This is a genomic window from Larkinella punicea (assembly GCF_003334855.1).
In the GTDB taxonomy this organism is placed as follows: Bacteria; Bacteroidota; Bacteroidia; order Cytophagales; family Spirosomataceae; genus Larkinella; species Larkinella punicea.
Genome location: NZ_QOWE01000022.1, coordinates 1 through 20893 on the forward strand (window position 1 = coordinate 1; position 20893 = coordinate 20893).

Here is a 20893-nt window from a genome sequence, read left to right on the forward strand (position 1 = left end):
ATCAAGTGGGAAACCACCACGTATAATTGGAAGGAGATCTTAGCCCAAGTTTCTATTATATTTACTGAACGAATTCAGCCACATCGCTTTGATTAAACCCACTGACACAGTTCAGCGAGCACTCCCATTTTTTGTTGAAAATTTCACTCCATTTACTTGTTTTTTGTTTTTGACACCCTGTTGCAAACGAGTTTGTCGTATCTTTGCCGCATGAAATCGGTGTTTTGCCTGTTAACGAGCTTCTATATAGTGATCCTGTCGGTGCTGCCCTGCGCCGATGGTTGCTCGTATATGCTCGTTCGTGACCAGCCGACTCAGATCGCCAACGACCAGCATAGCCACGACAGTCAATCCGCCACGAGCGATCTGTGTTCGCCCCTTTGTAGCTGCGATTGCTGTGGCACCGTGCTCGATCAACCTCTCATTTTACCCCACACATTTCAGGAATGGCAACCCGTCGCACAAGTTGTGCCGATGCTGACTATGCCTGCTTTACCCTTGGTCGCACTAACGACCTGGCAACCCCCCCAATTAAGCTAAGACTGGATACGTGCGTCTTTCCCATTCGCTGCAACATCGTTGCAGGGTAACGCGCGGCTATTTCTCTTGTTCCATCTTAGCAAGTTTGTATCATGTTGGATGCCATCATCCGTTTTTCCATTCAGAATAAACTCATTATCGGACTTTTTACCCTCGCCCTCGTTATTTGGGGGGGGTATTCACTAACCCGACTGCCGATCGACGCCCTGCCCGACATCACCAATAACCAGGTGCAGGTCATTACCCAAAGCCCAGCCTTATCGGCTTTAGATGTCGAGCGGCTCATTAGCTTTCCCATCGAGCAGACCATGGCCACGCTGCCCAATTTGGTCGAGGTCCGGTCTATTTCCCGCTTTGGCTTATCGGTCGTCACCATTGTTTTGAACGACGACGTTGATGTCTATGTCGCCCGTCAGCAGGTATTCGAGCGGCTCCAGCAGGCCCGCTCCCAAATACCGGCCAATGCGGGCGATCCTGAATTGGCCCCCGTTACGACAGGCTTGGGTGAAATCTACCAGTATGTTCTTCGGGCCAAGCCCGGTTTCGAAAAACGCTACCCGGCCATGGAACTGCGCTCGATTCAGGATTGGATCGTTCGGCGCCAACTGATGGGCACCAAAGGGGTCGCCGATGTCAGCAGTTTTGGAGGTTTTCTCAAACAATACGAAGTCGCTGTCGATCCCCAGCGGCTCCGGGCTTCGGGCGTAACGATGGATGAATTGTTCAGGGCCCTTGAAAGCAATAATGAGAATACGGGTGGAGCCTACATTGACCGTCGCCCGAATGCGTACTTCATCCGTTCCGAAGGGCTCATCGGCACCCTCGAGGATATCGGAAAGATTGTGGTGCGCCGAGCCCCGAACGGCATTCCGGTACTGGTGCGCGACGTGGCCCAGGTTCAACTTGGACAGGCTGTCCGGTATGGCGCGATGACCCGCAACGGGGAGGGTGAAGTGGTCGGTGCCATTGTGATGATGCTCAAAGGGGCTAATTCGTCCGAAGTGATCGGTAACGTCAAACAGCGTATTGAGCAGATCAAAAAATCGCTGCCCGAAGGCGTCGAAATACACGCCTTTCTGGATCGCACCAAGCTGGTCAACCGGGCCATTGGTACCGTCGAAAAGAACCTCGTTGAAGGAGCTTTGATTGTGATCTTCGTCCTGGTACTGCTATTGGGCAACTGGCGAGCGGGTTTGGTGGTGGCTTCCGTCATTCCGCTGGCAATGCTTTTTGCCGTCAGTCTGATGAATCTTTTTGGCGTATCGGGTAATCTCATGAGTTTAGGTGCCATTGACTTCGGCTTAATTGTCGATGGGGCCGTCATTATCGTCGAGGCCACCCTGCACCACATTGCCCTGAAGAATTTTCGGCACCACCTTTCTCAGGCCGAAATGGATGAAGAGGTGTATGTATCGGCCAGCCGCATCCGTTCCTCCGCGGCATTCGGTGAAATCATTATCTTGATTGTCTATCTGCCGATTCTGGCCCTAATTGGAATCGAAGGGAAAATGTTCAGGCCGATGGCCCAGACCGTGGCCTTTGCCATTCTGGGGGCGTTCATTCTTTCCCTGACGTACGTGCCCATGGCTTCGGCCCTGCTCCTGAGCAAGAAACCCGTGAAGGAAGGCACCAAAACCATTTCGGACCGCATCATGGGCGTTTTTCACCGGGTCTATGACCCGGCCATCCGTTGGACGTTAGGCCATAAAGGCTGGGTTACCGGGCTATCGGTCGTCCTGTTCGCCGTTGCGCTATTTATCTTCAGCCGATTGGGCGGGGAATTTATTCCGCAATTAGACGAAGGGGACTTCGCCGTGGAAACCCGCGTCATGACCGGCTCATCGCTGTCCCAATCCGCGGATGCTTCCCTGCAGGCAGGCCGTATTTTAAAGGAAAATTTCCCCGAAGTAATCGAAACGATTGGCAAGACCGGGGCCGGCGAGATTCCAACCGATCCCATGCCGATTGAAGCCACGGACTTGATGGTGATTTTGAAAGACCGAAAAGAGTGGACCTCGGCGACGAGTCGGGAGGAACTGGCCGAAAAAATGCAGGAAAAACTCAATCAAATACCAGGGGTCAGTTTCGGGTTTCTGCAACCTATCCAGATGCGTTTTAGTGAATTGATCTCGGGGGTAAAACAGGATATTGCCGTGAAACTATACGGCGAGGATTTGGGCGTACTGGCTGACTATGCCGCCCGCATTGGCCGGATCGTCAGTATCGTACCCGGCGCGGAGGATTTGTACGTCGAACAAGTTTCGGGTCTGCCCCAGATTGTGGTGAATTACGACCGCGACGCGCTGGCCCGCTTTGGCCTATCGGTCGAAGAAGCCAATCGCTATCTGCAAGCCGCCTTTGCCGGGTCAGCGGCCGGGTTGGTGTACGAAGGCGAACGACGGTATGACCTGGTGGTACGCTTGCAGCAGCAGAGCCGTCAGCGGCTGGAAGATGTGCAAAATCTGCTGATCACCACCGTAGACGGCCAGAACGTTCCCTTGAGTCAAATCGCCAATGTATCGTTTCAGAACAGCATTAACCAGATTCAGCGGGAAGATGCCAAACGACGGATCATCGTAGCCTTTAACGTGCGGGGACGCGATGTGGAAAGCGTAGTGAACGAACTGCAGGGTAAACTGGACACGCAAATCAAATTACCGGTAGGGTATTACGTGACCTACGGCGGCCAGTTCCAAAACCTGCAGGAGGCCAAAGACCGCCTCAGTATTGCCGTTCCCGTGGCATTGGGACTGATTTTTCTGTTGCTGTTCTTCACCTTCGGGTCGGTACGGCAAAGTTTGCTAATCTTTTCGGCGATTCCGCTCTCCGCTATCGGCGGGATCTTTGCGCTATGGTTTCGGGATATGCCCTTCAGTATTTCGGCGGGGGTGGGCTTTATTGCCCTCTTCGGTGTAGCGGTGTTGAATGGGATAGTCCTGATCGGCGAGTTCAATCACCTCAAAGACGAAACGGATCTGAGCCTGCGGGAACGTATTTTACAGGGTACTGCTACCCGGCTCCGCCCGGTTATGATGACCGCGTTGGTGGCCTCCTTGGGATTTCTGCCGATGGCATTAGCCACCACGGCGGGGGCCGAAGTGCAGCGGCCGCTGGCTACTGTCGTCATTGGTGGACTGGTTTCGGCCACGCTATTGACGCTGCTGGTATTGCCCTGCCTGTACTGGTGGGAACAGACAAATTTTGGGAGGAAGACAACTGCGGAAAGGCCCGCGGTGGCCGGTAAAATAGCCGGTTGGCTACTGATTGGGGCTTTGGGTATGGGCTCGACTCTGCCGGTTCAGGCCCAGGGTCCGCAAACCGCGATGGGCAGCCAGGCCAGCCAGCCGCTGTCGCTCGATGGGGTCCTTCAGTTGGCTGCGACCAACAACGGGACGGCCCGGATCAATGCGTTGACGATCAGTCAGCAACAGACAGGTCGGCGAGCGGCCCGCGATATGGGTCCCACTACTTTTTCCTGGATGGGAGGCCAGTATAATGGTCCTAACTTTGACAATAATCTTACCCTCTCTCAAAGTTTACCCAATCCCAAACTGGTTCGCCAGCTCGGTCGGCTGGCCGATGCCAATGTGGTCGGTAGTGAAGGGCAGGCCCGGATTAACCAGAACGCCCTGCGGGCGCAGGTAAAGGCCGCTTATTACGATTTGCTGTATGTCGTCGAACGGCGTCGCCTGCTCCGGTCACAGGATAGTTTGCTGGTCGCCTTCCGGTCGGCTACCGACCTGCGGCTCAAAACCGGTGAAGGAACCGCCATCGAAGTAGCGACCGCTGCCAACCAACTGGGCGAGGTGCGCAACGGACTGGGACAGACCGAAGCGGATCGGCAAATCGCGCTGAGTCGGCTGCAAACGCTGCTGAACACCAACCAGCCGCTGAGGCTTTCTGATAGCACCCTGACCCGCCGGGCTCTACCAATCATTACGGACTCGGCAACGCTGGCCCAAACCCCTGAATTAGCCTTTTTACGCCAGCAAATTGAGGTTTCCGCCCGGCAAACGGACGTCGAGCAGGCCCGGTTGCTGCCCAGTTTTTCGCTGGGTTATTTCAACCAGTCGCTCATCGGTACGTATACGGTAAACAACCAGGAAGTAACGTACGGGGGCGGCAGACGGTTTCAGGGAGTCACCGCGGGAATTGCGATCCCATTATTTACCAAACCCCAGCGCGCGCGCGTTGAAGCCGCCCGGCTGGGTCAGCAACTGGGAGAAGCCACCCTGGCATTTACCCAGCGCAATCTGCAGGGTGAGCTATCGACGACAATCCAGGAAATCCGCAAGTTGCAAAGCAGCCTGACTTATTATGAGCAGACCGGACTGCCGACCGCCCGGTTGCTGGCTGATAAAGCGGGGATCGCTTTTCGAGCCGGTGACATTGGATACCTTCAATATTCCCAGGCCCTCACCCAGGCTTACCAGACCCGTGCCAGTTACGTCGACGTGCTGGGTCAATACAATCAATCCGTCATTCGCTTAGAGCAAATTCTGGGCTTACCCTGATAACAATCATGAAACGAATTCTTTTGAGTATCGGTCTGTTGTGGCTGGCCAGTGCCTGTCGAGAAGCCACCGAAAAAGACCCCACTACCACCACGGAGACTAAACCCACTGCCGAGGCTACGGAGGAAAAGGCCGGCCACGAGGAAGGACCGGCCGACGTCGTGGAACTCACTACCGACCAACTCCGCATTGGGGCCATTAGCCTGGGAAAAGTCGAGTACCGTAATCTGGGTCAGTTGCTCCAGATCAACGGTCGGCTGGCCGTACCCGCTCAGAGTCAGGTAGCCATTACGGCCCTGCAAGGCGGTTTTGTGCGAAGTTTACCCTTACTTCCGGGGCAGCCGGTCCGTAAAGGTCAGTTGCTGGCCCGCATTGAAAACCCGGATCTGATTGGTCTCCAGCAGGAGTACGCTGAAAACCAGAGCCGCCTGACGTATTTGGAGGCCGAATATGCGCGCCAAAAAGAACTGAGCGACCAGAATGTCGGAGCTCTGAAAGTATTCCAGCAAACCTCCGCGGAACGAAATCAGGTCCGTTCCCGGTTGGGCGGTCTAGCCCAGCGCCTTCGCCTGGTCGGCATATCCCCGCAGGCTGCATTGGACGGGAAGTTTAGTGCCTACTACGACGTAACGGCTTCGGTGGCGGGTGTGGTCACCCAGGTTGCGGTGAACGTTGGCCAATACGTACAACCCGCGGATATTATAGCGCAGCTGACCAGTAGTCAGGGTCTGTACGCGGAACTGACCGTGTTTGAAAAAGACCTGCCCCAGATTCGGGAGGGACAACGGGTGAGTATGCGGCTCAACAACGAGGATGGCAAAGAGCGGTCGGGACGGATCACGTACATTAACCGGATCATTGACGCCAATCGTTCGGTACGGGTGGTGGCCCGGCTTGATCAGCCCGATGCCCGTCTGGCACCCAACACCTTCCTGAAAGCGAGTTTGGATCTGGGCAATAGTCGGGTAACGGCTTTACCCGAAGGGGCGATCGTTTCCGCGGAGGGGAAAGACTACATCTTTGTGGTGACGGATGAAAAAGCCCCCGAAGAACACGAGCACAACGAAGAGGAAGCCAACCATTCCGCCAAAGAGGATCACGACCACACTGCGGGCGAAACGGAACAACACGGTACGGCCTTTAAGCAAATCCCCGTGCGCCGGGGCGTTACCCAGGAAGGGTACTCACAGGTAACGCTGCCCACCACACTCGACCTGAGTAAGGTACAGGTCGTCATCAAGGGGGCTTACGCCGTATTGTCTCAACTTCAGGCAGCAGGTGGTGAAGAAGAAGGTCACGCGCATTAATTGGTAGGCCCGCTTGACGCCTTGACGGTGTCAAGCGGGCCCTTAAATCCCAACGCTCATGGAAAAACTACAACTTGATTTGCCCGTATTGCTGCCGGACTTACCCGACGCGCGGGACCAGTGTGTGCAGCGGTTAATGGATTTGCTGGATGATCGACCCGGCATTGACAAAGTTCACGTCCGGTCCGCGGAGAATAATCAATCCGAAGGGAGCCAGCTTTGTATTCATTACGATCCTCGAATCATTTCGCTTGACCGCGTGCAGATACTAGCCCGGCAGGCCGGAGCTGAAATCACCCAGCGGTACGGTCATTTCGTGGGGTATTTGTCGGGCATCCGGCATGCCCGACACGCCCGTACCGTGTCGGAACAAATTGGACGCTGGCCCGGGGTTCTGGAAGCCGCCGTTTCCGCATCGGGAGCGATTCATATGGAGTTCGACCAGCAAGAGATTCAATTAACCGACTTATTTGACCGGTTAATCCAGAACGATACCCCCGCTCAGGGGCATCAACAAAGCGATGCTCCCACCAACGAAAAGGATCTTCCACCGGCTCCGGCTGATCAACACGGCCATCCTCACCCGGAGCACGAGCACGCTCCGGGTGAAAAACATAGTCACTCCCACGAAGACAATAAAAAAGCCCTTGGTGGTGAGGCCCAGGCTCATTCGCCGGGCGATGGGCATAATCACGAGCACGGCGGCATCTTTGGTCCCAATACGGAACTTATTTTCGCCAGTTTGTGTGCCGTCTGTCTGGGCAGCGGCTTCGGACTATCGTTTGTGGCCGGCCTGCCACCCTGGGTCAGCCTGAGCCTCTACGGATTGGCCTATTTTTTCGGTGGTTTCTTTACGGCCAAGGAAGCCGTCGAGACCATCCGACAGGGTAAGTTTGAAATTGACTTTCTGATGCTGGTTGCGGCAGCAGGCGCGGGAATTCTGGGCGAATGGGCGGAAGGGGCTCTACTATTGGCCCTCTTCAGTATTGGTCATGCGCTGGAACACTACGCCATGAACCGCGCCCGCAAGTCCATTGCCGCGCTGGCCGATCTGAGCGCCAAGACGGCGACTGTTCGGCGAAATGGCAACACCGAGGAAGTCGACGTTAGTTCCTTGCAGGTTGGGGACATTATCATCGTCAAACCCAACAGCAAGATCGCGGCCGACGGTGTAGTGGTCAAGGGAACTGGACCGGTCAACCAGGCCCCCATTACGGGTGAAAGCGTTCCGGTCGACAAAGTGGCCTTAGCCGATGGAGACGCCGATCCGACCCGTGCGAAGCCCGAAAGCCGGGTTTTTGCCGGAACCATCAACGGAACCAGTGTCCTGGAAATTAAGGTGAGCAAAGCCGCCCAGGATTCCACGCTGGCCCGGCTCATCAAACTCGTCAACGAAGCCGAATCCCAGCAGTCGCCCACGCAACAGTTTACCGACCGCTTTGAGCGTTGGTTCGTTCCCGCCGTGCTCATCCTGGTGGTGGCCCTGTGTTTTGCCTACCTAGTGGTTGATGAACCATTTTCCGTCAGCTTTTACCGGGCGATGGCCGTACTCGTAGCCGCAAGCCCCTGTGCCCTGGCTATTTCTACCCCTTCGGCCGTGCTCAGTGGCGTCGCACGGGCGGCTCGTGATGGTGTACTGATCAAGGGGGGAAGGCCACTGGAGGATTTGGGGGAGCTGACGGCCGTTGCCTTTGACAAGACGGGTACACTGACCCAGGGCAAACCCAAACTCACGCAGGTACTTATTCTATCCGGAACGGAGGAGCAACTGCTGCGTGTGGCGGTGGCCGTGGAGAGCCAGAGTGATCACCCCCTGGCCTCCGCCATCGTCCAGGGCGGGAAGCAAAAAATAGGCGATAAACCACTGCCTGAAGTTAAAAATATCAAAGCATTAACCGGGCGTGGCTTGCAGGCCGAGGTGGACGGTCAGCCCGTTTATATTGGAAACAAAGCCTTGTTTGAGGAACAGAAAACGCTAACCGAAGAGGTGCGTAAGCGAGCTGACCAATTGGAAGCGGACGGAAACACCGCCATGATCGTGCGACAGGGTGAAACCTTTTTGGGAATAGTGGGGGTCATGGACACCCCCCGCCCCGAAGCACAGCATACCCTGTCTGATCTGAAAGCGCTGGGCATCCGGCGCATGATTATGCTCACCGGCGACAACCAACGGGTGGCCGATGCCATTGCCAAACAGGTGGGGCTGACGGATGCGCAAGGTGATTTGCTGCCAGAAGCCAAAGTGAAGGCCGTTCAACAACTGCGGGAACAGGAAGGCAAAGTAGCGATGGTGGGTGACGGGGTCAATGACGCGCCGGCCATGGCTAAAAGTACGGTGGGTATTGCGATGGGTGCCGCCGGTTCGGACGTGGCCTTGGAAACAGCCGACATTGCCCTGCTAGGCGATCAGCTGGAGAAATTACCTTTTGCGATTGGATTAAGTCGGGCCGCCCGGCGCATTATTCGGCAGAATCTGTACATCAGTTTAGGAGTGGTTGGCGTACTGATTCCGCTCACTATTTTGGGTATTGCCCGAATAGGACCAGCCGTGATCGCCCACGAAGGATCTACGCTGGTGGTCGTTTTTAATGCGTTGCGCCTGTTAGCCTACCAGCAAAAAAAATGAGCAAGGAAGACAGCATGCTGCTAACACCCTGGGGTGACCGGGTTCACTTCCACGCCCGCGACAATATTCAAGCGGTGCGGATTATCCGGTTGGTGTCGGAAAATGAACAGCCGTTTGCTTACTATCTGACGCTGGCGGTCGTGGACGAAGCGGGCTTGGTCCTGTGGAGTGAGGAATTGTCGAGCTTCGCTCGTCCCGATAAGCCCCAGGTAGCGGTGATCGAACGAGATTTTGCGGTTTGGGAGAGCCTGCAAATTTCGGTAAACCAAACCGAAGGCGGTGAAGCTATGGTACAATCGAATCGGGAACCTGTGGATTTTTTGATTCGATTGTACTATACGACCAACCCGGAAACGCCCCTAAACGACGCAGGCACATGAAGATCCTGATCAGAAGTTATGTGTTTAGCCTGGTTCACCTAACGGCCGGGTGTACAACCACGCAGTTTCAGCCCATTCAACGTTCGGCAGGTGTGCAAGAATCGTCGGATTCTGTTGCCGTACGAATCTTTCTGCTGGAGCGCGATCTTCCTGCCACGTTTGATCCGTTAGGCACGGTCGCCATTCATATCTATGGCTCCGTTTTCGGCATTCATCCGAAAGTAGAGGCTGAATTGCAAAAAGTGGGTCGGCAGAAAGGGGCAAACGGAGCCTACCGAATTGGGCATGGCACCTATGACCACGATAAAGACGGCATTGTGTCTTACTTACTGTTTCGATACCCATCTGACGAACGGCCATGACTCCCCTCTTTCAACAAATTATCACGTACGCCCTGTTGCCAACGCTGGCTTTAACGGGTGGGGGCCTACTGGCTCTCTTTATTCGCTTTGGCCTGCAGGCGCGATCGGCTATTCTGCATTTTGCGGCTGGGGTCGTCTTCTCGGTGGTGGCCGTTGAAATTTTGCCCGACGTGGTGCGCTTGCATGATCCACTCCGGACCGTAGTTGGATTTGGAATGGGAATTGGGCTGATGTTGCTGATTCGCCGACTGACCGAACGGCCGGGGGAAGTCTCCCCCGGCGATGGCGTAACAAACAGCGCAACAGTACCCATCGGAAAGTCAGTCCCGTCGTTTTCGGTCGCGTTTTTACTGGCCATCGGCGTGGATATTTTTATTGACGGGCTACTGCTGGGGATCGGCTTCGCGGCCGGGGCGAAAGAAGGCATTTTGCTGGCGTTGGCGCTGGGCGTCGAGGTACTCTCGTTGGGACTGGCTACCGCCACTTCCCTGTCGGAGGCTAATATCCCCTGTCAGCGAATCATTGGCTTGCTGCTGGGTTTGTCGACCCTTTTTTTTGCCAGTACCGTAGGCGGAGCCACCCTGCTGCATAATTTACCCGAAACGGGCCTGGATATTCTCTTGTCTTTTGGACTGGCGGCTTTGCTATTTCTCGTGACCGAGGAACTGCTGGTCGAGGCCCATGAGGGGCCGGAAAAGCCGTGGTTGACGGCAACCTTTTTTGCGGGCTTCTTACTGTTTTTAATCCTGGGTATGGTGGCCTGACTACGCTATATCAATTGACTAATTGCTTATGTACGCGATTTTATTCAATGAACCCGGCCGGCTGGCACTGCGTGTTGCCGATTACATTACGACCAATGATTACAACGACCTGCGGCCGCTTTTAGATACGGCCCTGCACAGTTCCGATACAGCCCGTCTCTATTGGGAAATGGACTATTTCCGAGGTTGGAAACCCGATGGGCTATGGAAGGATTTACAGTTCGATCTGACGGTAACGGCCGATTTTGCCCGCATCGCCCTGGTTGGCACGACGGATACCCTACCGCTCATCCGTCCCGTTATGGAGGCCATATTTCGAGCCGAATTACGGCTCTTCACCCTGGAGCAGAAGACCGCCGCCTGGGAATGGTTTGTGGAGGGTTCATCAGCCTAATCGGATCCCGATCAAACGTAACGATAGCTTATTGCCTCATCTTATTTCCCCTGACTTGTTTGTTACCATGAAGAAAAAACCGAACCGCCGACCGGCACTGACTGCTTTTTACCGGTCGCTAATCGCTCTTGTCGTCGGTATACTGATCTGGATTCTAACCGGAAAATGGTTTGTCTGGCAAACCCGATTCCTGCTATCGTGTTTGGGGTACGCCCTGACCGTACTGGGCTTTGTCTGGTTCATCATCAGATGGGCGGATGCACGACAAATGGCGCAACGGGAAGACAATAGCCGGGTCGCTATCTTTCTTTTTACGATCGGAGCCGCTTTGATTAGTCTGTTTGCCGTGGTGGTGCTGCTGGGTTCTTTGAAGCAATTAGACCCATCAGAAGCCTCCCGGCACGTCGTGCTATCCGGTTTTACGGTGGTTGGTGCATGGACCCTCATTCACAGTATTTTCACGCTGCACTACGCTCACCTTTACTACTACGACGCCAATGATACCCGCCAGGTAGGCGGCCTGGAATTTCCGGGCAAAGTACCGCCTGATTACCTGGACTTCGCTTACTTTTCGTTTGTCGTCGGCATGACTTGTCAAGTATCTGATGTAACCGTTACTTCCCAGCGGATCCGACGAATGACGCTTTTACACGGTGTATTATCGTTCTTATTTAATACCCTCATTATTGCCTTGAGTATCAATACTATATCCAGTTTGCTGTAGTGTAATCAATGATGTAAGTATGACTTCCAGCTATTTGAACCCATTTATAGTTCAAGCAATAATTGGCCTATTAGTACTCTCACTCTTAGGAGCTTGTACGGAAAAAAAATTGACTAATCCCATTGACTTTACCTCGACACCCGAGCTAGTTCCTGTGTCACCCGGTTTGGTTGACGAAGCTTCGGGGTTGGCCGATAGCCGGATGATTGATAACCACCTATGGGTTAATGAAGATAGCGATACACCCGCCCAACTCAATCTTCTCGCGCGCAATGGAAAGCTGGTGGGCCGGCTGCTTTTACCGGGTGTTCAGAATCGCGACTGGGAAGACATGACTGCTGGACCTGGCCCTCAATTGGGCGTCAACTACCTGTACCTGGCTGACATTGGGGATAACACGGGTATTAATTCAGTGAATTACATCTACCGACTACCCGAGCCTAGAAATCTGACCGATTCTGCACCGGCTGTTGAGCGAATCACATTTCGCTATGCCGATGGCCCTCGTGATGCTGAAACACTTATGCTTGACCCGTTGACGCGGGACCTTTGGATCATCAGTAAAAACGAAACGAATGTCCGGCTTTATCATCTGCCTTACCCACAATCAACCACGGCGGTTACCACGGCTCTTTTCAAAGGTGAAATTCCGCTCAGTATCGTGACGTCTGGAAGCATTGCGCCAAGTGGGCGGGAAATTTTACTCAAAACATATCTCGGGGTTTATTACTGGCCACGTCTCACCGGTGAAAGCGTGGATCAGGCACTGCGAAAAACCCAGCCTCGTTCAATAAACTATGTTATTGAGCCCCAAGGCGAAGCAATTTGCTTTGATAAAGAAGGAAATGGGTTTTTTACCCTCAGCGAACGGGGCAAGGCAGCTTCAGTTGCTGTGAATTACTATAAACGCTTATAATTATGTTACTTAACCGACCCATTCCGCTGTCGTTTTTACTGGGGAAAATCAAATTTGAAGTCCTGGCTATTTTTGTTTTCGCGAACGTGGTTTTTGTCCTACGGCATTATGTAGGAATGGAAATACTATCCATTCCTATAGCCATTCCGGCATTAGTGGGGACCTGTATTTCGTTGTTACTGGCCTTCCGCACAAACCAGGCATACGAACGCTGGTGGGAAGCACGAGTAGTATGGGGGGGTATTGTTAACGAAAGCCGAACATTCATACGACAGCTATTGACGTTTCTTGATGACTCCGCTCGGCTGGCGACCATTCCCACTTTCGCCCGGCGGCAAATGGGCTGGTGCTATTTGCTAGGCCAGACCTTGCGGGGTCAACCCACAGAACAATTGGTAAAAACCTATATTCCCCAGACTGAACAATCCGGCATCCTGGGCTCCGCTCATGGACCCTTAGCCGTACTCCAAAATCAGGCTGAACAACTACGGCAAATTTACCAGAACGATCAGTTGACGGATATCCAATTGGCACAACTCGACGCTACCCTGACGCGCCTGACCGACTTGATGGGCCGGTGCGAACGGCTTAAAAAAACCGTATTTCCCAGGACCTATACCTTCTATTTACAAGTATTCATCATTCTATTTACGGCCATGCTGCCATTTGGCTTCGTGGAAAATCTGTTTTTTTTGGAAGTACCTCTGGTTACACTGGTTGCCTCTGCTTTTTTTCTGATAGAAAAAAGCGCTATCCAATTGCAAGACCCCTTCGAGAATCGACCTACCGATACACCAATGACCTCGATAGCAGCGGGTATCGAAGAGTCACTAAACCAGTTAGTCGGCAGTCCAGCAACAATACCTCAAGTCCCTTCATCACTCTTTTATACACTCTAAGGACCAAAATGATGGAGTTCACAATTCGTAACCTACAAACTATTCTGGGATTGGCTGTTCTCGTTATCCTCCTCAGCTGGTGCTTATGGCGTTTAGCAGGATGGGTCGGCTTAATTTGTATTAAGCCATCCAAGCCTATGGCACATGGTAATGAGGCAAAACCAATGGGTGGGAAATTTCAGAAAAAACCGTCTGTTTCCATCTCCAAACAAGCGCTTTACAGCAGAAAACGAATAAGATGATGTGTTATACTTTAATACTAAGATACTTAACAAACTATTGAATTGTTTATTGGAGTTGCTGGCATTGGGGAATAGAAGTTAATGCAAAAAATTTAGACATCGGTATCGATTTGCCGGTACCTAAATCAGAGTCTACCTAAGCCTGAGTGTGCGTACAAAATCTGGAAATAAAGTAAATCAAACCAATGTAAACCACTTTCAAACATGAAAATTAATTTCATCACTAGCTTACTGTTTTTTCTTCCCTTTCTAAGTACAGCTCACGGCTACTGGCTAGAACTTGACGGGACTGGCAAATTAGGAACTGAGGTAAAAGTGAAAATCTTTTTTGGTGAGTATGAAAACAACCTGCGTGAGCAAGGTCCTCGGCTGGCAGGAATGAAGGAGTTCCGATCTTACCTGATTGACCCCGATGGACAGCAGTTGACCATTGAATTGGTTCAAACCCAAACCTGCTGGGAAGGTCGGTTTAAACCGACAAAAGCAGGAAACTATCAGGTGTTTGGGGTGAATGATACACGCGAAGTGCAGGATTTGACTTCCCATGGCTTAGGCATTATACGTCCAATAGTGTATCTACGCGCCAATTACTGGGTTGGTGAGAAAAGTAATGTTAGCACGGCCAAACCACAGACTGACATCGATATTTTGGATAGAAATGAAGGAGGTCAATTGATATTGAACACCTTCCTTCGTCAAAAACCATTTGCCAAAGCCAAACTAACCGTATTAAATCCACAAGGTTGGGAAAAGAACTTAGTAACGAATGAGGTTGGAACAGCCCATTTCATACCATCAGGGCCAGGTTTGTACATTATAGAATCTGAACAAATTGATAAAATACCTGGCCAGTATAGAGGCAAAGACTATCCCGTTGTGCGAATAGCTTATTCCCTTTCGATACAAGTTGACTAATTCTGGCGCTTGTGTTCAGTAACGATTAGTAAGTTATTTAATTAAAAGCAGGTGTCGATGTATATCCATGAAAGAAGAGTTGAAACCAACCTTCTCTCATGGATGGTACAACAGGTCAATCAATCGGATCGCTGTGGTTTTTATCATGCCCTTCGGCATGATGTTCAGCGGCATCTTGGGCGTGTTTATCAGCTAGATTATGGTGACCATAAGCCTGATAAGCCTCATGAGCTTCCTGCTCGTGGTCACCCGATTCGTGCAGTTGCTGAGCTTTCTGGTGATGCTTAGCGGCTTCTCCAAAATGGTATGCCGCTTCCTGGTGATGATTATGAGCCATTTTATTAATAAAGTTTTGTTGTTCATATATAACTAACATTAAAAGAAAATGTTAGACCAGTCATGAAAAAAAGTAATAAATTATAAGGTAGTCAGATTAGTGGATACTTAAATACTAGAATCGGTTTATAATCATTTTATGAACACAAAATTATATATGGAATGAGATAGGTTATAAAAACCTATTTCATTCCCCCTTCGAACGAAGATTTTCAAAAATATGTATTTTTTGAAAATTGTAATATTCCTATTAAAGCAGGTTTAAAAAAGAAAAATTTAAGAAGACACACCATTGACTTATTTGGATTGTGATCTAAAATAGGACAGATTTGAACAGTTACTATGAATAATTCTAATCACAATCCAAAGCTCATCAATCAAAAAGAAGCTAAACGACTTATTGAGCAGCTTGCTTTTGAAAAGCCGGTTGATTCAGAGCATAGGTGTTTTACTAGATACGCCTTTATCCTGAGCCGTCTTTGGATTAAAGTAGGTGACCTTGATCTGGCGGCCTCCATTTTTATGGCAGTTGTAAATCAAGCAAATAAATTAGATAAATCATTTGATTGGATTAATAATGAATTAGGTTTTGAACTTGTTGCGGCTGAGCAGAAAGGTAGAAGAGGGGCACTGCTTCAACAAAGATTATGGGAAGATGCTGGTAGCGATGAAGCCCTCGATCTTTTTAACGAGCGTTTAGAACGCTTCAATAATTTTGGTCCGAATAGCCTGCCATTCTGAACGAAGACAAGCTCCTGAGCATTATGAGTAAATGAATTCGAAATGGTCTACTAAATTGGCGTCGTGTATTTGTTCAACTTTGGAACCGCTGATGCGGTAGGATATTCAACCGGAAATAGAACATTATTAAGGTAAGACAATCGAATGGACGGCTCTATTTTTACTGCACCTATTCATAATCACTGGTTAATTTGAAATTGAATTTATGGAAATCAACTCATAAATAACTTCGTACTATTTAAATATATATTACGGATAATTTGGAATTATTAAAAAATTATTGAATGTAAATTATTGAAATAAAATAAAACAGCTAATATTGATTTAAAGATGCAATCAAATTAATTTTATTTTTATCTACTGTTGTTGATGATATTGTTCATAAAATCTTGAGATAAAATAAGTCTATCTACTTTGATGAAATTAGTAAAGTTCTCGCATAATACGCATACTATAAATTTATAATGAAAGGTATTTTAGATACAAAATAACCTTATTAGGCCGAAGGTTGTTACAAAAAAATGTCTTTTAATTTCTTATAATATCTTCTTAATAGGACAATTTTTATCAAAAATTTCTCAACATGTTGAGGATATACTAATATTAGTATATGCCGTAAATCATTAATATAAAAGTGAATTAATAAAGTAATTCTTTAATATTATATATAATAATCAATGGGTTCTCGTATAAGAATATTACATTCATTTTTAATTTTTTAAAAATAAAACGATTTTTGATAAGTTTAAAAATTTTCAATAGATGTATAGGAGAGCTATATAAATAGTGAAGTAAATCTCCAGCAAACCAACGGTTTGTTAAGATAGACTGATTCGCTAAACTGTATGCTTTTGGCGACTTTTAATCAGTATATCCTTAGGATAAATCGTAGAAATAATCGGATTAGCAGCAATACCAACATCAAATAGTCCAGCATGCCCAGCATTGGAATAAAGTCTGTAAGTAAGTCGATGAGACTGAACAGATACCCCAATGTTAACCCGATGAGTGCTTTAGCGAACAGGAAAGTTCGCTTATCCCGGTAAGCAAAATAGAGTGAAAAGCTGTAGCCTTTAGTAGTTTCACCTGCTCTTCCAATCTCGTTCCAATTGCTATTGTTGAGTGATGTGCTTAAGGCCACTACTGTAAAAGTAGCCGTTGGTTAGACCTTATTATTTTTGTAATTGTGAATGGCTCCGGCAGAGCTGTGTTCAAAGCGGTTCTGCCGGGTATCGAGGAAGTATTCAAAATTCACAAATGCACTTAAAGAACCGCCTGCCCGCCCGGTTATGTGCGATGTAAATTTATAAAGCACTGACTCCGGGGTAGCACAAATAAAGCGTTGCGGCTGGTGTAATCGGGGCGTAATCCTGTTTCCAAAAGGATTGTGCTTATTTCGACAAAACTACCTTCCTATGCCACGTGGGTTGCCCGTCGCGCAGCAAACGAACCAAATAAACGCCAATCGGCAATGCACCCAGATCAATCGTGGCTTCTGTATGCGCTTGTACCGCCAGCCGGGTCGTTACGGGTTGGCCAAGCAGGTTCAGCACCTGAACAATGCCGTTATTAGGTGATTTTACCTTTAAAAAACGGTCGGTCGGACTTGGAAACACCCACGGCAGTTTCGCTTCTTCTTCCTCCGTGCCAGTATGAATTATCTTTTCAGACGTATTGAGAAGGTAGCGAACACCACCGGTCAGGGTTCCAACCAAGAGTTCTGGTAAACCGTCATCGTTCAGATCAGCGGCAGCGAGGGCCAGGTTTCCACCCGGTATGGCTATATCCGAAGCCTGTGTCAATTCGTTGATGACCAGTGTAGAATCGAGCAATTGCATGGGATTAGTAGGTTGGTCGGGCAACTGGTAGAGTTTTATATTACCGTCGCGAGTGCCCGTTATTAGTTCAGGATGCTGGTCACCGTTGAGGTCGATGATCACAATAGACGGACTGGTAGCGCCGGGCAATACATTTAGTTGTCCATAATTTTGCCGCGCTAATTCGTATTTTGGGGCAGTGGCAGTTCCGGTATTACGGTGATACTCAATCGTTCCATTCTGTTTCCCAAGCAGCAGGTCGGTTTTTCCGTCACGGTCCACGTCATACCAAGTCGGCATGTCAATGATGCCTAGCCGGTCGGGCATCGGAATTTGCTGAACGTTAGTGGCGTCAAGTTGAAAAACAGCTCCCCGCACGCCTTGATTCCGAATATACCGGATTTCCGGAACGCGATTGATCGAGTTTCCGGTAAAAATCAGATCAAGACTGTTGTTTCCGTCGATGTCCGCAATGGCAACCTTCAGATCAGTCAGCAGAAATTTTTCGGAGAGTTTGAGATAATCCGTCGTCCGCAGTTCAAACGTCGGTTTACTTTTGGTGCCGGTATTTTCGAAATGCGCAATGCTGGCCTGATATCCCTTATCCGATCGAACGCCCGCATTTCCCACCAGCAAATCCATGTCGCCGTCGCCATCGAGATCGGCCAAAAATGGTGTCGCTCCTTCGCCTAAGTCAATCATGTCTTCCTGCAAAAAACTTTTGCCGACGTACTGAAAGTTAGGAAGTTTGTTCGTACCGGTATTTTTATAAAACCAATTGGAAGCCCTGAAATCAATCAGATAATCCGTATTACCGTACGTATTGGGGGAAGCAATCAAGTCTTTAATACCGTCAAAATTTAAATCTTCGGAGTATAGTGCAGGGAAAGTATTGAAAGATATTGGATTGGCGGTCGGAAAGGCGCCCCTAAAGGTCGTAAAACGGGTATTAGGGGCATTACCACCCTCATTAATTAAAAGCGAAACGTTCGGACAGGTAACGTGAGCTACCAGCAAATCTTTGTTTCCGTCACCATCCATATCAATCACCAGCATGGAATTTCCATTGTGCATCACCCGTGCCCCGGAATTAGCACCCTTTGTTTCATTCCCAACGTATATGCAATCCAGCCCAAACGTAAATTCGTTGCAGTCGCCGTCGGTTCTAAAATTTCCCCAGCAAAAACCAATTCGCTTGAAATCCAGTCCATTGGGGTTATTTGTTCGCTCAACACTCATGTTCTGGTAAAGATTCGCGGTCCCGCCATTGATGTCATAGGTAAGAATATCGATGTCACCGTCATCATCAGCATCCAGAATCGCCGGAATATCGACTGAGTTGATATACAGGTTTAGCGTGCCCGAAAGTCCCTCGTGATAAACCGGGTCGGCGATGGTTTTCCAGGACAATTTACCGTTCTCCGAAGCGTTTTGCAAAATCCGCAGCCCGCCGTTGGTGTGCGTAAAGAGGTCTTTTTTACCATCGTGGTCGTAATCGACCAAGAGCATCCAGGTGCCGAATGTAATGGCCGGAAACTGCTCTTCATACTGCGGAGCGTATCGCCATAGATAACTGGCATCAGCTTGCTTTTCAGCTAGAAATGTCATGATCCGGCTGGTTTGTCGGTCATACGTGACCAGGTCCGGGATGGTGTCGGCGTTGAGGTGGATGGTGGAATATTGCGCGCCGTTGATGCCCCCCGCCCACGGATTTATCAGATTTTTACCTACAATTTTAACGGTCGCGCCGGCGTCATAGCGAAAGGAAAAAATGCCACCGGTTTGAGCCTGTGCAAGGAGAGGAATCAGAAAACAAAGTACAGTAAATAGCTTTTTCATGCAGTTTGGATTCATTACTGCACCGAAAGCAACCCTTTTTGCTTATTGTGCTTGTATGCATAGATAACGAATAGACTCATTATGTTGGTTTACTTCCCACTAGAAAACGATCATTCCCCTACCGATCATATCAATTACAACCGTGAATGCATGGGGGCGTATCAACCAATAGGCATAAAATTACAGTTGGGAATACATGTTTCTCAATAAATTGCCACTGGATAATCAGTGTTGGAATGAGCTGGGTTCGACTGAAAAATGAGATGAAGACTCGACGGCTCCGACCTCCCTGCAAAATCTTTAACCGTACGTAGTTAATTAACCCTTGATTGCCAAAACGACAAATGAAATTACGGACTCGTTTAGTGGGATTGGTGGGCTTGACCGTAATTTTAGTCAGTCAGCCAACTCGAGCGCAACCCATGCCGCCAGTGGCCAATATCGCTCACCCAGTAGGTATTCAGAAAGGAAAATTCATTGGCGTGGTGGTTGGTACGGCGACTTTTTATACCATTACCTTACTGACGTTACGAAAACAATGGTATAAAAAGAGGGTTCGTTTCCATCAGTTTAATGATAATGCGGAATGGCTCCAGATGGACAAAATTGGACATGCGGCAACTGCTTACGGACTAAGCCGGGGCAGTTATGAATTAATGCGATGGAGTGGCGTTAGTGAACGGGGAAGTATCGTAACGGGTGGATTATTGGCGCTATTGTTCCAGACGACGCTGGAAGTGTTTGATGGCTATTCCGAAGGTTGGGGATTTTCCAAGGGTGATATATTGGCCAATTTTACAGGAGTTGCGTTATTTGTTGGCCAACAGGTTGGCGTAGGTCAACAAGTCTTCAACCTTAAGTACGGATTTCGCAAGAGCATTTACCCACCCTACCGCCCCAGGGTATTGGGACAATCAACTGGGGTACAGATGCTGAAAGATTATAACGGGCAGCAATACTGGTTTTCCTTAAACTTGGCTTCGGTAATTCCCACAGGACCCCAGTTTCCGCAGTGGCTTAACTTAAGTTTTGGATATAGCGGAGCGGGTATGGTTGGCGGAATGAAAAATCCGACTGTAGTCGATCAGAACGGTCGTGCTATTCAATTTGAACGTTATCGACAATTTTTTCTTTCACCTGACGTAGATTTTTCCCGATTAGAAGGACTGAATCCCTCAACCAGACGACTGATAGGAACAGCCCAATTCTTCAAAGTTGCGGCACCCTCACTGGAATATAACCGAATCAAAGGGGTTCGTTTTCACCTTTTTTTATTGCCCAAAGAATAGAACCTCAAGCGAAAAGTGTACAAGGTCAATGATGGAACTACTGGGCTAATCTTTCTGATCAAACCTATTCGTTAGTTTTTTGAAAGGAATTCTCTACTGGTCAATTGCCAATTTAGTGATTGGTGGAATTGCTGTGGTAGTCAGTTAAAGCAATACCAGCTGGATTGCTTATATGACAAAGGGGAGGTATCAACCTGATACCTCCCCTTTGTCATATAAGTCCCATAATTTTTATCTGTCAGTCGATGGGATCGCTGTTTACATTATCAAGCCCTACCGAGTGGTGTT

Annotated in this window: 17 protein-coding genes; 14 read left to right on the plus strand and 3 right to left on the minus strand. The window is 49.5% G+C overall.

What is annotated here, in order from left to right; genetic code table 11:
- Positions 1-210: 210 nt before the first annotated feature.
- From DUE52_RS33145 to DUE52_RS23365, 12 genes are all read left to right on the plus strand, one after another.
- On the plus strand, positions 211-540 hold the full coding sequence (locus tag DUE52_RS33145; protein ID WP_374755920.1) for a DUF6660 family protein: 330 nt from the start codon (positions 211-213) through the stop codon (positions 538-540).
- A 92-nt stretch (positions 541-632) separates the two neighbouring features.
- Positions 633-5054 carry a CusA/CzcA family heavy metal efflux RND transporter gene (locus tag DUE52_RS23315; protein WP_114408481.1) on the plus strand — a complete coding sequence of 1474 codons (4422 nt, stop codon included), beginning with the start codon at positions 633-635 and terminating at the stop codon, positions 5052-5054.
- An 8-nt stretch (positions 5055-5062) separates the two neighbouring features.
- On the plus strand, positions 5063-6361 hold the full coding sequence (locus tag DUE52_RS23320) for an efflux RND transporter periplasmic adaptor subunit (protein WP_114408482.1): 1299 nt from the start codon (positions 5063-5065) through the stop codon (positions 6359-6361).
- 58 nt (positions 6362-6419) lie between these two features.
- Positions 6420-8987, plus strand: coding sequence for a heavy metal translocating P-type ATPase (locus tag DUE52_RS23325; protein ID WP_114408483.1), 2568 nt, complete (start codon positions 6420-6422; stop codon positions 8985-8987).
- A complete protein-coding gene (locus DUE52_RS23330; protein WP_114408484.1) occupies positions 8984-9367 on the plus strand; it encodes a hypothetical protein in 384 nt (127 codons plus the stop codon). The genes DUE52_RS23325 and DUE52_RS23330 overlap by 4 nt, the downstream gene beginning before the upstream one ends.
- Positions 9364-9729: a hypothetical protein gene (locus DUE52_RS23335; RefSeq protein WP_114408485.1), complete on the plus strand. Its 366-nt coding sequence runs from the start codon at positions 9364-9366 to the stop codon at positions 9727-9729. Before DUE52_RS23330 ends, DUE52_RS23335 begins: the two co-directional genes overlap by 4 nt.
- Positions 9726-10493 (plus strand): ZIP family metal transporter, encoded by a 768-nt coding sequence (locus tag DUE52_RS23340; RefSeq protein WP_114408486.1) that lies wholly within the window; start codon positions 9726-9728, stop codon positions 10491-10493. Before DUE52_RS23335 ends, DUE52_RS23340 begins: the two co-directional genes overlap by 4 nt.
- Positions 10494-10521: 28 nt before the next feature.
- A complete protein-coding gene (locus DUE52_RS23345) occupies positions 10522-10887 on the plus strand; it encodes a SpoIIAA family protein (protein WP_114408487.1) in 366 nt (121 codons plus the stop codon).
- A gap of 67 nt (positions 10888-10954) precedes the next feature.
- The gene (locus DUE52_RS23350) at positions 10955-11611 is read left to right on the plus strand and encodes a DUF1345 domain-containing protein (protein ID WP_114408611.1); all 657 of its coding nucleotides are present in this window, start codon (positions 10955-10957) and stop codon (positions 11609-11611) included.
- A 19-nt stretch (positions 11612-11630) separates the two neighbouring features.
- Positions 11631-12527 carry a YjiK family protein gene (locus tag DUE52_RS23355; protein WP_114408488.1) on the plus strand — a complete coding sequence of 299 codons (897 nt, stop codon included), beginning with the start codon at positions 11631-11633 and terminating at the stop codon, positions 12525-12527.
- 2 nt (positions 12528-12529) lie between these two features.
- The gene (locus tag DUE52_RS23360; protein WP_114408489.1) at positions 12530-13426 is read left to right on the plus strand and encodes a bestrophin family protein; all 897 of its coding nucleotides are present in this window, start codon (positions 12530-12532) and stop codon (positions 13424-13426) included.
- Between the two features lie 446 nt (positions 13427-13872).
- Positions 13873-14583 (plus strand): nickel transport complex, NikM subunit,transmembrane, encoded by a 711-nt coding sequence (locus DUE52_RS23365; RefSeq protein ID WP_229312278.1) that lies wholly within the window; start codon positions 13873-13875, stop codon positions 14581-14583.
- Positions 14584-14698: 115 nt separating this feature from the next.
- Here DUE52_RS23365 and DUE52_RS23370 read toward each other — a convergent pair whose 3' ends face one another.
- Entirely contained in the window at positions 14699-14959 is a 261-nt protein-coding gene (locus DUE52_RS23370; protein ID WP_229312279.1) for a hypothetical protein, read from the minus strand.
- A gap of 302 nt (positions 14960-15261) precedes the next feature.
- On the opposite strand from DUE52_RS23370, the gene DUE52_RS23375 reads away from it, so the two are divergent.
- Positions 15262-15660 (plus strand): hypothetical protein, encoded by a 399-nt coding sequence (locus DUE52_RS23375; RefSeq protein ID WP_114408490.1) that lies wholly within the window; start codon positions 15262-15264, stop codon positions 15658-15660.
- An 865-nt stretch (positions 15661-16525) separates the two neighbouring features.
- On the opposite strand, the gene DUE52_RS32975 is transcribed toward DUE52_RS23375, so the two are convergent.
- The gene (locus tag DUE52_RS32975) at positions 16526-16801 is read right to left on the minus strand and encodes a YkvA family protein (protein ID WP_262511006.1); all 276 of its coding nucleotides are present in this window, start codon (positions 16799-16801) and stop codon (positions 16526-16528) included.
- 250 nt (positions 16802-17051) lie between these two features.
- The gene (locus DUE52_RS23385) at positions 17052-19316 is read right to left on the minus strand and encodes an FG-GAP-like repeat-containing protein (RefSeq protein WP_165841012.1); all 2265 of its coding nucleotides are present in this window, start codon (positions 19314-19316) and stop codon (positions 17052-17054) included.
- A gap of 344 nt (positions 19317-19660) precedes the next feature.
- Between DUE52_RS23385 and DUE52_RS23390 the strand changes: the two genes are divergently transcribed.
- Entirely contained in the window at positions 19661-20605 is a 945-nt protein-coding gene (locus tag DUE52_RS23390; protein ID WP_114408492.1) for a DUF2279 domain-containing protein, read from the plus strand.
- Positions 20606-20893 lie beyond the last annotated feature (288 nt).

Excerpts from the sequence above, each read along its gene's own strand:
- DUE52_RS23320 (WP_114408482.1), top strand. The coding sequence starts at position 5,063 with ATGAAACGAATTCTTTTGAGTATCGGTCTGTTGTGGCTGGCCAGTGCC.
- DUE52_RS23325 (WP_114408483.1), top strand. The coding sequence starts at position 6,420 with ATGGAAAAACTACAACTTGATTTGCCCGTATTGCTGCCGGACTTACCC.
- DUE52_RS23350 (WP_114408611.1), top strand. The coding sequence starts at position 10,955 with ATGAAGAAAAAACCGAACCGCCGACCGGCACTGACTGCTTTTTACCGG.
- DUE52_RS23335 (WP_114408485.1), top strand. The coding sequence starts at position 9,364 with ATGAAGATCCTGATCAGAAGTTATGTGTTTAGCCTGGTTCACCTAACG.
- DUE52_RS23375 (WP_114408490.1), top strand. The coding sequence starts at position 15,262 with ATGAATAATTCTAATCACAATCCAAAGCTCATCAATCAAAAAGAAGCT.
- DUE52_RS23370 (WP_229312279.1), bottom strand. The coding sequence starts at position 14,959 with ATGTTAGTTATATATGAACAACAAAACTTTATTAATAAAATGGCTCAT.
- DUE52_RS23360 (WP_114408489.1), top strand. The coding sequence starts at position 12,530 with ATGTTACTTAACCGACCCATTCCGCTGTCGTTTTTACTGGGGAAAATC.
- DUE52_RS23315 (WP_114408481.1), top strand. The coding sequence starts at position 633 with ATGTTGGATGCCATCATCCGTTTTTCCATTCAGAATAAACTCATTATC.
- DUE52_RS23365 (WP_229312278.1), top strand. The coding sequence starts at position 13,873 with ATGAAAATTAATTTCATCACTAGCTTACTGTTTTTTCTTCCCTTTCTA.
- DUE52_RS23385 (WP_165841012.1), bottom strand. The coding sequence starts at position 19,316 with ATGAAAAAGCTATTTACTGTACTTTGTTTTCTGATTCCTCTCCTTGCA.
- DUE52_RS23340 (WP_114408486.1), top strand. The coding sequence starts at position 9,726 with ATGACTCCCCTCTTTCAACAAATTATCACGTACGCCCTGTTGCCAACG.
- DUE52_RS23390 (WP_114408492.1), top strand. The coding sequence starts at position 19,661 with ATGAAATTACGGACTCGTTTAGTGGGATTGGTGGGCTTGACCGTAATT.
- DUE52_RS23355 (WP_114408488.1), top strand. The coding sequence starts at position 11,631 with ATGACTTCCAGCTATTTGAACCCATTTATAGTTCAAGCAATAATTGGC.
- DUE52_RS23345 (WP_114408487.1), top strand. The coding sequence starts at position 10,522 with ATGTACGCGATTTTATTCAATGAACCCGGCCGGCTGGCACTGCGTGTT.
- DUE52_RS23330 (WP_114408484.1), top strand. The coding sequence starts at position 8,984 with ATGAGCAAGGAAGACAGCATGCTGCTAACACCCTGGGGTGACCGGGTT.
- DUE52_RS33145 (WP_374755920.1), top strand. The coding sequence starts at position 211 with ATGAAATCGGTGTTTTGCCTGTTAACGAGCTTCTATATAGTGATCCTG.